This window comes from Pedobacter sp. GW460-11-11-14-TSB4 (genome assembly GCF_059423705.1).
The window spans coordinates 160050-174221 of sequence record NZ_JBWKYI010000011.1; the positions used below are offsets into that span (position 1 = coordinate 160050).

The 14172-nt window shown below is 38.9% G+C and carries 10 protein-coding genes; 5 read left to right on the plus strand and 5 right to left on the minus strand.

Going from position 1 to position 14172, the window contains the following annotated elements; all coding sequences use genetic code 11:
• Positions 1 to 6: 6 nt before the first annotated feature.
• On the minus strand, positions 7 to 630 hold the full coding sequence (gene mqnB, locus AC07YT_RS13380) for a futalosine hydrolase (protein ID WP_086548586.1): 624 nt from the start codon (positions 628 to 630) through the stop codon (positions 7 to 9).
• A gap of 204 nt (positions 631 to 834) precedes the next feature.
• On the opposite strand from mqnB, the gene AC07YT_RS13385 reads away from it, so the two are divergent.
• The 4 genes from AC07YT_RS13385 (at position 835) to AC07YT_RS13400 (ending at position 6681) form a co-directional block, all read left to right on the plus strand.
• Positions 835 to 1245 (plus strand): 6-pyruvoyl trahydropterin synthase family protein, encoded by a 411-nt coding sequence (locus AC07YT_RS13385; RefSeq protein ID WP_029274209.1) that lies wholly within the window; start codon positions 835 to 837, stop codon positions 1243 to 1245.
• Positions 1246 to 1257: 12 nt separating this feature from the next.
• Positions 1258 to 1893 (plus strand): GTP cyclohydrolase I FolE, encoded by a 636-nt coding sequence (folE, locus tag AC07YT_RS13390; RefSeq protein WP_029274208.1) that lies wholly within the window; start codon positions 1258 to 1260, stop codon positions 1891 to 1893.
• An 83-nt stretch (positions 1894 to 1976) separates the two neighbouring features.
• The gene (gene fabD / locus AC07YT_RS13395) at positions 1977 to 2858 is read left to right on the plus strand and encodes an ACP S-malonyltransferase (RefSeq protein ID WP_086548587.1); all 882 of its coding nucleotides are present in this window, start codon (positions 1977 to 1979) and stop codon (positions 2856 to 2858) included.
• A gap of 91 nt (positions 2859 to 2949) precedes the next feature.
• Positions 2950 to 6681, plus strand: a complete 3732-nt coding sequence (locus AC07YT_RS13400) for a sensor histidine kinase (RefSeq protein ID WP_086548588.1) — start codon at positions 2950 to 2952, stop codon at positions 6679 to 6681.
• 43 nt (positions 6682 to 6724) lie between these two features.
• Here AC07YT_RS13400 and AC07YT_RS13405 read toward each other — a convergent pair whose 3' ends face one another.
• Positions 6725 to 7627, minus strand: coding sequence for a DUF8428 domain-containing protein (locus AC07YT_RS13405; protein ID WP_086548589.1), 903 nt, complete (start codon positions 7625 to 7627; stop codon positions 6725 to 6727).
• Between the two features lie 206 nt (positions 7628 to 7833).
• On the opposite strand from AC07YT_RS13405, the gene AC07YT_RS13410 reads away from it, so the two are divergent.
• Entirely contained in the window at positions 7834 to 9378 is a 1545-nt protein-coding gene (locus tag AC07YT_RS13410) for a glycoside hydrolase family 10-like protein (protein ID WP_086548590.1), read from the plus strand.
• A gap of 6 nt (positions 9379 to 9384) precedes the next feature.
• Here the strand turns inward: AC07YT_RS13410 and AC07YT_RS13415 are convergent, their stop codons facing one another.
• From AC07YT_RS13415 to nagB, 3 genes are all read right to left on the minus strand, one after another.
• Positions 9385 to 10407: a LacI family DNA-binding transcriptional regulator gene (locus AC07YT_RS13415; protein WP_086548591.1), complete on the minus strand. Its 1023-nt coding sequence runs from the start codon at positions 10405 to 10407 to the stop codon at positions 9385 to 9387.
• Positions 10408 to 10443: 36 nt separating this feature from the next.
• Positions 10444 to 11604, minus strand: a complete 1161-nt coding sequence (locus tag AC07YT_RS13420; RefSeq protein ID WP_086548592.1) for an acyltransferase family protein — start codon at positions 11602 to 11604, stop codon at positions 10444 to 10446.
• Between the two features lie 618 nt (positions 11605 to 12222).
• Entirely contained in the window at positions 12223 to 14148 is a 1926-nt protein-coding gene (nagB, locus tag AC07YT_RS13425; RefSeq protein ID WP_086548593.1) for a glucosamine-6-phosphate deaminase, read from the minus strand.
• Positions 14149 to 14172 lie beyond the last annotated feature (24 nt).

Below are 14172 nucleotides of genomic sequence, written 5' to 3' on the forward strand. Positions count from 1 at the left end.
TCATAATCAGTTCATTTCTCCAACAAAAGCAATGGCCCAGTCGTTTAAATTTTTAATGGCCAAACCAATTTTCCAATTGTCTTTATTTCGGGGTTCTACATAATTAGAGATACTTCTGATCTGTAAACAATCTACATTTAACTGTTTGCAGGCATAAAAAACAGCAGCACCTTCCATGCTTTCGGTCGTTGGATTTAACCTCTTAATTAGATTTTTAATGCTTTTTTCGCTTCCCGTTACACAGTTCACGGTGATGCCTTTTGCTATCGGCAGGCTAACACTTTGGTGTGTTTTTGAGGTATAGTGGTTCTCCCCAAAACCTAAATCGCTTATGGTTAAAAATTCGTCTCCATTTTCGGCGCCCAGTTCGGCAAAAGTATCCTCCGTAATATGTAATACCGTACCTAAGGCCAGGTTCCGGTCAAAGCTTCCGGCAATGCCGAAATTTACCACAAGGTCGTATTTAGATGAAAGATGTTTGCCAAGGGCAAAGGCTGTTGCTACCATTCCAACGCCTGTAATCAGCAAATCGAAATTTTTACTTTCTACAAAATCTCCATCCGGCAAGTTAAAATGCTGGTAAAAGAAGGCAAGTTCGGCTTTTGTAGCAGCAACAACTAAAGTTTTCATAAGGTAAAGTTAATGAAATGGCGCGAAGTCTGATGTGTAGGTACTATGGCCGATGTAATATGGATGATGGAATAAAAATTCGATGCAAATTGAAGTACTTGCATTTTGCTTTTGAAATGATGATTAATAACATCTTCCATTATCCCTCATACATTTTCCATACCTTAAACCTTTATCTGTATATTTGCATTTTATTTTATAGTAATGATTTACATAACGAGAAAAGCATCATTTAACGCGGCGCACAAATTAGCCCGTACCGATTGGGATGATGATAAAAACAACGAAGTTTATGGTAAATGTGCCAACCCCAACTGGCATGGCCATAACTATTGGTTATATGTTACAGTTAAAGGCGAAGTTAATCCGGAAACAGGTTTTCTTGTTGATTTAAAATGGCTGAAAGACGTAATGAATGATTATGTGGTAGATAAGGTTGATCATAAAAATTTAAATCTTGATGTAGATTTTATGAAAGGCAAGCTGGCTTCAACTGAAAATCTGGCCATAGAAATCTGGAAACAATTATGGGCACCGATTGCAGAGAGCGGCGCAGTTTTACATTGCGTAAAAATATACGAGACCGAAAATAATTTTGTTGAATACTTTGGTTAAAAACCCGAATTAATGAGCGATAAAGACGTATTGAAAGGCGAATCGAGAGACGGTTATGTAAAAATAGACCGTTACAACGAAGATAAAATTGAAGCTGTAGCTACACATTATAAAGATATTCTTGGCCAGTTGGGTGAAAATCCAGAACGCGAAGGTTTATTAAAAACACCCGAGCGCGTAGCTAAGGCGCTGCAATATTTAACACATGGTTACGATTTAAAACCTGATGAAATTCTGAAGGGCGCCATGTTTGAAGAAGATTATAGCCAAATGGTTGTGGTTAAGGATATTGAAGTATATTCGATGTGCGAACACCATATGTTGCCATTCTTTGGTAAAGCACATATTGCCTATATTCCGAACGGACACATTGTGGGTTTAAGTAAAATTCCACGTGTAGTTGATGCTTTTGCCCGCCGTTTACAGGTACAGGAGCGCTTAACGAACGAAATCAGAGATTGTATTCAGAATACCCTTAACCCCATGGGCGTTGCGGTGGTGATGGAATGCAGGCATTTATGCATGTCAATGCGTGGCGTGCAAAAACAGAATTCGGTAACCACAACCTCGGCCTTTACAGGGACTTTTTTAAGTAACGATAAAACAAGAGCAGAGTTTTTAAGGTTAATTACCGCAAGTTTAGATTAACCCCCATCCCCCTTGAGGGGGTATGGATTTAACAATAATAATTTAACTAAATATTTAATTTCCCCTTTAGGGGATTAAGGGGTATGAAAGCATATATTTTTCCCGGACAGGGAGCACAGTTTGTAGGCATGGGCAAAGATCTTTACGAGAACCCAAAAGCTGCAGCATTATTTGAACAAGCCAACGAGATTATTGGTTTCCGTATTAGCGATATTATGTTCAGCGGAACAGATGAAGAGCTTAAACAAACCAATGTAACCCAACCGGCAATTTTTTTGCATTCGGTTATTTTAGCTAAAGTGTTGGGCGATGATTTTAAACCAGATATGGTTGCAGGCCATTCTTTAGGCGAATTTTCGGCTTTAGTGGCTGCAAATGCATTAAGCTTTGAAGATGGATTAAAACTGGTTATTGCGCGTGCAAATGCCATGCAAAAGGCTTGTGAAGCACAACCATCAACCATGGCTGCCATTTTAGGTTTAGCTGATGATGTAGTGGAGAAAATCTGTGCCGAAATTGATGCGGTTGTTGTTCCTGCAAATTATAACTGCCCTGGGCAATTGGTCATTTCGGGCAGCATCGAAGGCATTGACCTGGCTTGCGCTAAATTAACAGAAGCAGGCGCTAAAAGAGCTTTAAAATTAAATGTGGGTGGTGCATTCCACTCTCCTTTAATGGAGCCTGCAAAAATTGAATTACAGGCAGCTATAGAAGCTACTGCTATTTCTGCTCCAATTTGCCCGGTTTATCAAAACGTTGATGCAAAGCCGTATACAGACCCAACTGAAATTAAAGGCAATTTAATTAAACAATTAACCGGTGCTGTACGTTGGACACAAACAGTAGGGAACATGCTTGCCGATGGTGCAACTGAATTTGTAGAAGTTGGCCCAGGTAATGTGTTACAAGGATTGGTTAAAAAGGTAAGCCGCGAAGTACAAACAAGTAGTGCTGCTATAGCTTAATTTTATTCAAAATAGAATATTAGTGCCAACGCCATAAACTCAGCTGTTTATGGCGTTGTTTTTTATCAATATTTAATATCTTTATCCGTAGATGAAAATGAGCTTTGGTGTAAAAATAAGATTTCTATTGCTTGTTTTAGGCTGTTGCCTCATTGCAACTTCTATTTCGTTAAGCCGCTTTACCACCAAAAGCGAACTTCTGGAGCACGATGCACAAGAAATTCAGCACAACCTTTTAATCAAAGAAAAAGCTGTTCAAAGTTTTCTGGCCGATAAACAGCAGGTTGCCAGAGCCAAACAATTTCATCTCAATCCTAATCATGCAATAGATTTTATCAAAACCTACCGCACAAACAGCGGCATAAACCTGTTAACCTACCAAAATAATGAGCTTAAATTCTGGAGTACCAATAAAGTTTCTGAAATAGATCCGGCTACAATAAAAGAAGGTAGCTCGGTTTTGTTTTTTTATAATGGCTGGTACGAGGTAATTAAAAGCACCCAGGGAAATTTTAGCTTTATTTTCCTGATCACCATTCAATCTCAATATCCTTTTAAAGAAACAAAATATTTTAAAAATGATATCGATCCAATTTTATCAACCACCAAAATATTAACGTTTGCATCTTTTACGGATAAGGATGTATATGTGATAAAAAGTTTGGACAATAAGTTTTTATTCGGACTTAAGGTTAAACCAGGTTATGCAGAAACCCATTATTCGGGTACACAATTATGGTTATTTGTTGCCGGGATGTTATGCATCTGCATGTTTTTTAATTCTTTAAGTTCGTTTATTGCCAGACGCGGACATATTGCATGGGGTACGTTTTTGTTATTGTTTTTCTTCTTAACCTTTAGGTTAACCGATTTATATTACGGTTGGTTTAACCACAGGTTTACCTTAGATCTGTTTGATCCGAGAATATATGCCGATAATTTCCTGATGCCTTCTCTGGGCGATTTTCTGTTAAATGTAATTGCATTAACCTGGCTGCTCTTGTTTATGTACAACCATAAAGAACAGTATAAGTTTCCGGGATGGATTAAGCGGAGCAAAATAATTGGAGTGGTTATTCAGGCCGGATTAATGGTGCTGATTGGTCGGATAGTTTGGGATACCGATGATATTTTCTTCGGATTGATTTTTAACTCTAAAATTAATTTCGATATCGTTAATATCCTTAAGCTCAGCGGAACCAGCTGGGTAGGCATTGTGATTTTATGTCTGGCCTGGTTTCAGATTTACCTGATCACTGCCGTTTCGGCAACAGTAAGCAGTCAGTTAAATGTTAGCAATAAAGAGCGGGTTATTATTTTTTTAATTGGTTTTGCAGGTGTGTTTATCTACAAAGTAGTGGTAGATTTTAATGCATTTTTTATCGTTTTTGCCCTGGTGTTATTTATCGTGGCGCGGGCTGTTTATTTAAAGGAAAAGAACTTTTCAATCGGCATGTTTGCCATCGTATTTTTCTGCCTGGCTTTTAATACCTCCATTAAATACACCAAGTATAAAGATATTAAAGAAAGAAGTTTACGCGAGCCTTTGGCCAGAAAAGTGCAATCATCAGAAGATCCGAATGCTATTATTGCTTTAGGTACTTTGGGTGATGAAATTGTTAAAGATAATTTTCTGACCAACTATTTTAGTCAAAACAGAAAAGGCAATTATGCCGTACTCAAAAACCACATTAAAGATTATTTAGATGGCTATTTAAACCGGTATGATTATCAGATCTATCCATACGACAGATTGGGTGCTGCGATAGAAAATTCTGATACCCCACCAATTGATAAATATAAAAACCTGGTCGAGGCCGGCTCGGTCAAGATTGATGGATCTAACTTTTTTTATCAGGTTAACAATACATTTGGTTACCAGGATTATTTTGGAATCATTTCCGTTGTAAATAATGGTAGTTTATTAGGCACACTCGTGATCGAACTCCGGTCCAAACCATATAATTATAACAATCGGCTACCCGATCTTTTGGGCGATCAAAAATTGATCAAAGATGAAGATTTTAAGGGTTATTCTATTGCCTTGTACAGCAATAATAAATTGCTTAATCAATCTGGAAATTATACCTATCCTTTAGATGGCAGCATCTTTAAGGGTAAAAAGGATGATTTTATCACGAGTAATGACAATGAACTTCGTTATAGCCATTTAATTTATAAGCCTACTAACAGTAAAATGGTGGTGATCAGCAAAGAGAAAGTTGATTATGTAGAGCGTTTGGCAGCGCTATCATTTTTCTTCCTGATATTTATCATCTTCTCCTTGTTACTGTATGGTTTAATATGGTTAATCAAAAATCTTGATGACGATAAGGTAGGCTGGTTTAGTATCAACAGGTCGTTGATGATTAACGCCAATAAGATTTTGTATAAAACCAGAATCCAGGTTTCTATTGTATTGGCCGTTGTGGCCACGCTGGTTATTGTAGGTTGGGGAACTTATTATTACATGAACAATGAGTACCGTGGACAGCAGGATGCTATATTAAAGGATAAAATAAGAAAGGTTCAACAGAATTTTGAAAAGCAGATTTTCAGTAATGGCATTATTGCAAATGATGAGAGTGCTGCTGCAGATTTTAACAACTTTGCCGATATCAATAATGCCGATTTAAATTTATACGACCTCAGTGGCAACCTGATCATGACTACCTATCCCAAACTCTATAATTATAAAATTATCGGTAAAAAAATGGGACCATATGCCTTTGCTTCTTTAGAAGGACTGCATCGGTCAGAATTTATCAACGCTGAAGAAAAAATTGGCAATTTAACCTATGCTGCTGCATATGCCCCGATTAGGAACGCTCAAAATAAAACAATTGCCTATATCGGCCTGCCGAATTACTCTACCGAAGAAGAATATACCGATAAACTGGCGCTTTTTGTGAGTAACCTGATTAATCTATATGCACTGGTGTTTGTGGCTATTGGCGTATTGGCTGTTTTTTTGGCCAATCAGATTACCAATCCCTTAACTTTTATTCAGGATAGCATTAGTAAAACTAAAATCGGGCAAAAGAACGAGCCTATTATATGGCGCAGGCATGATGAGATTGGCTCTTTAATTAAGGAGTATAACCATATGATTGCAGCCCTGGAAGATAGTGCAATTAAGCTGGCCAGATCGGAGCGGGAGAGTGCCTGGCGCGAAATGGCGAAACAGGTTGCCCACGAAATCAAAAATCCGTTGACGCCTTTAAAATTAGGTGTTCAGTTGTTGGAGAAATCGTGGAAAGAGAAAGACCCTAACTTCGAACTGAAGTTTAATAAGTTTAGCAAATCTTTTATAGAACAGATTGATAGCCTTTCGAAAATCGCTTCTGAGTTTTCTAATTTTGCCAAAATGCCCGATACCAACCTGGAGCGTCTTTCTTTACTTCCTATTATTGACCAGGCAAGAGAAGTATTTAAAAGCACTGAAAATGTAACCATTGACGTGTTAAATAAAAGCGATAAGGACATCGAAATCATGGCCGATCATGATCAGCTTCTAAGGACGTTTAATAACTTACTTAAAAATGCAATAGAAGCTATAGATGAAGAAACTTTATGCTGCATTACCATTATTGTTTACGTGGATGCAAAGAATGCATATATAGAGATAAAAGATAATGGAAAAGGTATTCCGCCTACCCTGCACGATAAAATATTTGTGCCGAACTTCACGACCAAAACATCAGGTACGGGTTTAGGCTTAGCCTTTGTTAAGCAGGCTGTAGAAAACGCAGGCGGTTCAGTTAAATTTACTTCGATAAGCGGTTTAGGAACAACGTTCTATTTGAACTTTCCTTTAGCTTAAATTAAAATAACAGGTAGAGATTTAATTAATCAGGTGGTGGGGTTTATCTCAGCTCCACTTGAGCCTTACCCATGGTATTACCGTCAGCATATAAAATTACGGTATATATGCCCTTTATAAATGGCTTAGGATTTGCCCAGTCGATAACATAGGTGCTGTCATCGTTATTGTAGTTTATAAAAATAGAATGGCTGAACTGCATATCCTGCCCATCAGCCTCAAAATGGTTTCCCTCGTCGGCAAGTAAATTCCCTGCCGGATCGAATACCCGAAGATAAATGTTGTGATGTCCTTTTTCTGCTAACTGGTTAGGCACCACATTAAAGCGTACACTTAACTTCTCTGCAGTAGATGATTTAGTTACTTCGACTTTTTTACCGCTTGATTTGGTTCTGAAAGCAATAATTTCGGCCGATTGAAGTTTTAAGGCTGCTGCGGTTTTAACTTTTGCATTTAGATTGGAATTTTCGTTCTCTAAGTTCGATGCCTTATTGCTGATGTTTCTTAGGGTATTCTGTAAGCTATCGCGACTATTTTTCAGAAAAATATTGTCTTTCTGCAACTGAATAATCTGATCATTGTAGTTTTTTACAAATGTTTTCAGCTCATTAATCTGTGCATTGGCTTTGTCGAGTTCGCCCTGGGTAATCTGGCTTTTCTCTAAAGCCGTTTTAAGTTCTTCAATTTTTACACGGGCAAGCTTCTGTTCTTCAACAAGTTTCTCATTTAAATCGAGGTTTAAAGCATTAACCTTATCCAGCTCAACCTCAATCTTTTCTACCTCAAGCCTTAGTTTATCCTTCTCTGCACTAACAGTAACAAATCGCTCACTTTGCTGTCGGTCTTTAAAAAACAAGTAAGCATTTGTGCCAATTAAAGCTGCAATAACGATGACCAGGAAGTAAATTTTGTTTCTATCACCCTTATTAATCTTTTGTGGTTCCATTTTTAATAACGCTGTATCTTCTGTAAATTAATATACTTTTGTTGTCCATAGGTAAATGGGTGTACACAATTAATTTTAGCAGGGCGCAAATTAAAATTTTTAATAAACTTATAAGAGTTTTTAAAAAAAATCGTTTACTTGCTAATGTTCATTTGTATTCAAATCAACATAAACACACAACCTGAATAAAAAATAAGACAGAAATAATGCTTAAAAACTTCCTATACGCACTTTTATCTTTAACTGTAGTACCTTATATATTAAATGCACAACCTTTATCAAAAATTGCACCAAAAAGGGAGTTTAGAGGTGTTTGGGTGGCTACTGTTACCAATATCGACTGGCCATCGAAGCCAGGTTTAAGCATTGATCAGCAAAAGCAGGAGCTGATTGGTATTTTAGAAAGACATAAAAGCCAGGGAATGAATGCAATTATTTTGCAGGTTAGACCGGCAGCTGATGCATTTTACGCAAAATCAAGAGAGCCCTGGAGCCAATGGTTAATGGGTAAACAAGGTTTAGCACCTGCCCCCGGTTACGATCCTTTGGCCTTTGCCATTAAAGAAGCCCATTTCAGGGGAATGGAACTTCACGCCTGGTTTAATCCTTACAGGGCCAGTATGAGCAGTACGGCTGTTTTGAGTGAAAACCATGCTTATCGTAAACATCCCGATTGGTTTTTTACCTATGGTGGCAAAAAGCAGTTTGATCCGGGTATTCCAGATGTAAGAGAATATATTGTTCAGGTAATTTTAGATGTGGTAAAGGGATATGATATTGATGGTATTCACTTCGACGATTATTTTTACCCTTATAAAGTAGAAGGGCAGACCATTAACGATGGCAATACTTTTTATAAATACCCCAATAATATTTCTGACATTAAAGATTGGAGGCGCAATAATGTCGACTTGCTGATCAAACAGTTAGATGATAGTATTCACCATTATAAAAAATGGGTGAAATTTGGCATCAGCCCGTTTGGCATCTGGAAAAATAAGTATGAAGATCCGGAAGGTTCTGCTACCAGTGGTTTATCCAATTACGCAGAACTTTTTGCCGATAGCCGTAAATGGGTGAGGGAAGGCTGGGTAGATTACATCAATCCTCAGATTTATTTTACGTTTACCAGAAGAGTAGCACCTTATGGCATTTTAGTTGATTGGTGGAGCAATAACACTTTTGGCAGGCATGTTTATATCGGACAAGGTGCTTACCTGGTTAATTCGAGGGCAGAAGCCGCATGGAAAAACCTAAATGAAATACCCAATCAGATTAGATACATCAGAAATAACAACCGGATTCAGGGTAGCGTGTTTTTTAGTTCCAAATCGTTAAGTACGGTTGCTAAGGCCGTTGGCGATTCGCTAAAGAACGATTTTTATAAATACCCTGCTTTACCGCCACAAATGCCATGGCTGGATGAGGTGCCGCCAAATGAGCCTCAGGCTTTAACGGCTGATGCGTTAAAAGATGGTGTACATTTAAAATGGCAACTTCCGTTAAAGGCAAAAGATGGAGAAACGGCTTCGGGATTTGTAATTTACCGGTTTAGTGAAGGAGAGAAAATCTCGATTCTCGACCCGAAGAATATTGTTAAAATAAGCTTTGAAGATTATCTTTCATTTATTGATACCAGTGTAGAAAGTGGAAAGCGGTATAGCTATCTGGTAACGGCGCTAGACCGGTTAAAAAATGAAAGTGAACCTAGCGGGCCTGTTGGCATTGAGGTCCCGTTAGCGAAGGAGTAACAGGCTTTATTCATCCTTTTTATTGGTCGATTCTCTTTCCACAACAGCTGGATCGAGCACAATATGTTCCATATTGGCGTATGGGCTCTCCTGATTAATCATTTTCAGAAACATTTTAGCGCATTCTTTGCCCATTTGTGGTGCATGCTGATCAATGGTTGACAGGTTAGGTGTAATGTAAGCGGAGAACGCCTCATTGGCGAAACCAATTACGCCAACTTCAGGCGGTGTTTCATCAATCTCTTTAAGTTTTTTAATTACGCCCAGTGCCGTAAAATCATCACCTGCAATAATAGCATCGGGTTTGTTTCTGCTGCGCATTAACTTGCCCGCACCAAACCGACCATCTTTAATGGATAAACCTCCGAAAATAATATGCTCTTCTATTAGTGGAAGATGATGGTCTGCTAAAGCGGCTTTGTACCCTTCTAACCGATCGTTAAATATTTTAATCTGATGAACGGTGGTTACAAATGCAATTTTTTTATAGCCCTGATCGATTAAATGTTTCGTAGCGATATAACCTGCCTTGAAATCATCAAGCGTAATGGTAGGGACTTTTAATGCTACGTTTACACGATCGAATAGTATAAGGGGTTTATTTTGTTTAATAATTTCGGCAAAGTGCGAAACATTCTCTGTTTCTAAAGACATGGAGGCCATAATGCCGTCTACCTGCGCCTCCAGCAAGGTTTTTACACCATTTATTTCGTTCTCTACAGATTCGTTGGATTGATAGATAATAACGCGATAGCCGCTGTCTTTCAGGCCATCTTCTATACAATGGATGATAGATGCAAAAAAATGTGCCTGTACACTGGGCACAATTACACCAATGATATGGGTTTTACCAGATTTTAATGCAGATGCGAGTTTATTCGGGCTATAATTTAATTTTTTAGCCATTTCAACAACAGCCTTTCTGGTCGTATCACTTATCGCCGGAAACCCGCTAAGCGCCCTTGAAACAGTTGATACTGTAATATCAAGCTCCTTTGCTATATCATATATGGTGGTTTTCTTTTTCAATTGCAGAGGGGGACAATCAATTCTAGCGTAAATTTACTAAACCTTAATAATAATGTTCTTTTTATACATAAAATATAACAAAACATAAAAACCGAGCACATAGGTTATGGCCCAAACTAAGGAGGCATTTATGGGACTAAAAAACGGAGTATAGCAGGTTTCGTAAAATCGGACTAATAGTCCTGTTTTTGTACCGTCAGGTTTGGTAATCTGGATGAGATTTAATACCCGGGGCATTAATCCTGCTAAGAAAAAAACGGTTATGGCATTTACACCATAAACAACAAATGGAGTGGTGAATTTTTTATAACCCTGAACATCGATGATCCAGTAACAAAGTGCCAAGCCTATAGAAGCCAACCCACCTGCATAGAGTACATATGAGCTTGTCCACAGGGCTTTGTTAATCGGGAATTGTAAATCCCAAAGCAAACCTAAAATTACCGAGGTTATGCCGGTCGTGAATAACCAGGCCACCTTAGTTGGATTGTCTACATCCTTTCTGCGCATCCAAACACCAACCAGAATGCCAAATAAGCAGGTTCCTATTGCAGGTAATGTACTTAGAATGCCCTCCGGATCCCAAGTTTTAGATGATGCCCAGGTATGTGCTTCGGTTAAAATTCCGCGGTCGATCCAGGCGGCCAGGTTGGTTTCTTTTTCGAGGTTTGGGTAACCCACCCCAGGAACCGGAATAAAGGTCATTAAGGCCCAATAAACAGCAAGTATTACAATTAATGTTTTGAATATCGTTTTGTTAGATACCTTGATGAAAATGATACTGCTGATGATGAAAACTATGCCGATTCTTTGTAAAACACCCAAAAGCCTTACTGTTTGAAAAGCCTCCCAGATAGATCTGCCATCTATTATGGCGCTGATGATTTTCCCGAAAATGGCCAGGAAAAACCCGAGTAAATAAAGTATAATGCCACGTTTAATGGCTTTTATGATTGTTTTTTGATGGGTGGTTGGGTCTGTTTTGCTGCTGCTCATGGCAAACGCAATGGATACACCAACAATCCATAAAAAGAATGGGAAAATTAAATCGGTGGGTGTACATCCATTCCATTCCGCATGCTCTAAAGGTGCGTAAATATGCCCCCAGCTGCCCGGATTGTTCACTAAGATCATTGCGGCTACGGTTAACCCCCTGAAAAAATCAAGAGATAGTAAACGTTGTTTAGGTTCGGTCATGGCTAGTTTGTTTGGGGTTCAGCAAACTAATTTAGAGTATTGTTTTTAGAATGAGAAATAATTGGATCACTACTAAGTTTGGGAAGATGCTTTTTCATCCTGAACAAAGTGAAGGATCTTTTGCAAAGTTGCCATATGGTGTCGATGAGTTTTGTCTGATTAACTTTTGTGGTTTATCGTTACAGATGCTTCGCTAAGCCCAGCATGACAACAGAGGAGAATGCTGCTTTTTGCCATACAACGACTCGGAAAACCTCATTGAAACCTGATTCTCTTACGAAAAATTTGGATCATCATAGCAAAGTCCTATGTTCAATAAACCTGACCGACAGCGTTATCCCGATTTAAGATTAATTTGTTTTTATCGTTTTTTATCGGGATTAAGCAAAGGGCAGGACTAGCGAGACCGATGTAGTACAGGCACTGCTTTCCAAAAAAGAGTTGCTTTTTTCAGCATATAGATATCTCCATTTCGTTACTCTTCAGTCGAGACGATAAGACTTTCTTGAGATGCTTCGCTATGCTCGGCATGACCATTTGTCGAGGCTAAACCTCGAGGGCAAAAAAAAACCTGCTTCGAATGAACGAAGCAGGATTACTATTTATTTTCTTTTTTAATTAATCTTCAAATTTCCAACGTACAAAAGCTTCCATTGCTTCGTATTCTGCAAGGCCAAGCTCATCGTAAGCTTTTGCTGTATCGCGATTACGGTCTTCGGCACGTTGCCAGAATTCCCTTGAATCATCACCAGGGAAAACTGCCCGGTCTTTTTGGCTCTGGTGTTTGAAAATAGCATATTTTTTACGCTCAAGCTCTTGTGGCGAAATTGGAACGGCCATTTCGATTTCATGCGTTTCAAATTCGTGCCATGCACCACGGTACATCCACAACCAGCAATCTTGTGCCCAGGCTTCGGTTTTACGTAAGCGCTTTAATGCTTCTAAAATAATATTGAAACAAACAATATGCGTTCCGTGTGGATCTTCAAAATCGCCTGCTGCATAAACCTGTTGAGGTTTAACTTTTTGTAATAATTCTATTGTAAGTTCGATATCCGCATCAGTTACCGGGTTTTTCTGAACCTTTCCACTTTCGTAGAAAGGAAGTGCCTGGAAATGGATATGATCATCTTCAAGACCGCAATATCTTGCGCCGGCAATAGCTTCACCTTTTCTGATCAGTCCTTTAACTGTTTGGATCTCTGGAGTATCAATCTGGTTTGGTTTTTTCTGCTCAATAAAGGCTCTCATTTTGTTATAAAGATCCTTTAAGTGCGTATTGTCCATGCCCATTTTCTCTGTGAAATCTACATTGAACTCCACAAAACGCAATGCATCGTCATCCCAAACTGCGGTATTACCTGAAGTTTGGTAAGCGACATGTACATCATGTCCCTGGTCAACCAGGCGGAGAAAAGTACCGCCCATCGAGATCACATCATCATCAGGGTGAGGAGAGAAAATAATGACTCTCTTCTTCGCTGGTTCTGCTCTTTCCGGACGTTGAGAATCATCAGCGTTCGGTTTGCCACCTGGCCAGCCGGTAATGGTGTGCTGTAATTTATTGAAAATATGAATATTGATATTGTACACTGGTCCTTTTTCAGTTGCCAGTTGCGCCATACCATTATTGTTGTAATCGTCTTCCGTTAATTTTAAGATCGGTTTTTTCAAGGTGTTGGCCAACCAGATCACCGCTTTGCGGATCAAGGCATCGGTCCAAACGCAATCTTTAACCAACCATGGTGTGTAAAAACGAGTTAATTCTGATGCTGCAGGTGCATCAAGGATAAACTCCACATGGTCAGAAAGCTGAAGGAAAGTTGCCGGAACATCGCCTGAAATTTCGCCTTCAACTGCTTTTTTGATGATCGAAGCTTTTTTACGGCTCCAGGCCATTAATATAATTTCCCTTGCTTTGAAAATTGTACCAATACCCATGGTAATGGCTTTTGTGGGTACAAAGGTTTTTCCACCGAAATCGCGTGCAGCATCACGACGGGTTAAATCATCTAAGGTAACTAAACGGGTACCAGAATTTGGTGCAGAGCCCGGCTCGTTAAATCCGATGTGACCTGTACGACCGATACCTAAAATCTGGATATCAAGACCACCAAGATCACCTATTTTTTTTTCGTATTCCAGACAGAAAGCAGGAATGTCTTCCAGTGCAAGCGTGCCATCAGGGATGTGAACGTTCTTCTTATCAATGTCGATATGATTGAAAAGGTTTTCGTTCATAAACGTAACATAACTTTGTGCCGCAGTTGGCGCCATTGGATAGTATTCATCCAGGTTGAAAGTAATTACGTTTTTAAAACTCAAGCCCTCTTCTTTGTGCAGTCTAACCAGTTCGGCATAAACTGCAATTGGAGTAACACCTGTTGCTAAGCCCAGTACTGCAGGTGTGTTGTTTGCTTGTTTTGATTTAATGAGCTCGGCAATGCGGTGTGCTACATTAATTGAAGCAATTTTTGGATTTTCGAACACGCTTACCGGTAATTTCTCGAAACGTGTCTCCTCCAGTAGATTTAATCTAGCCATTTTTTTTATATGGATTTTAATGTA

Coding starts and splice junctions, on each gene's coding strand:
- AC07YT_RS13410 (WP_086548590.1), top strand. CDS start 7,834: ATGCTTAAAAACTTCCTATACGCACTTTTATCTTTAACTGTAGTACCT.
- AC07YT_RS13385 (WP_029274209.1), top strand. CDS start 835: ATGATTTACATAACGAGAAAAGCATCATTTAACGCGGCGCACAAATTA.
- AC07YT_RS13405 (WP_086548589.1), bottom strand. CDS start 7,627: ATGGAACCACAAAAGATTAATAAGGGTGATAGAAACAAAATTTACTTC.
- nagB (WP_086548593.1), bottom strand. CDS start 14,148: ATGGCTAGATTAAATCTACTGGAGGAGACACGTTTCGAGAAATTACCG.
- AC07YT_RS13400 (WP_086548588.1), top strand. CDS start 2,950: ATGAAAATGAGCTTTGGTGTAAAAATAAGATTTCTATTGCTTGTTTTA.
- mqnB (WP_086548586.1), bottom strand. CDS start 630: ATGAAAACTTTAGTTGTTGCTGCTACAAAAGCCGAACTTGCCTTCTTT.
- folE (WP_029274208.1), top strand. CDS start 1,258: ATGAGCGATAAAGACGTATTGAAAGGCGAATCGAGAGACGGTTATGTA.
- fabD (WP_086548587.1), top strand. CDS start 1,977: ATGAAAGCATATATTTTTCCCGGACAGGGAGCACAGTTTGTAGGCATG.
- AC07YT_RS13420 (WP_086548592.1), bottom strand. CDS start 11,604: ATGACCGAACCTAAACAACGTTTACTATCTCTTGATTTTTTCAGGGGG.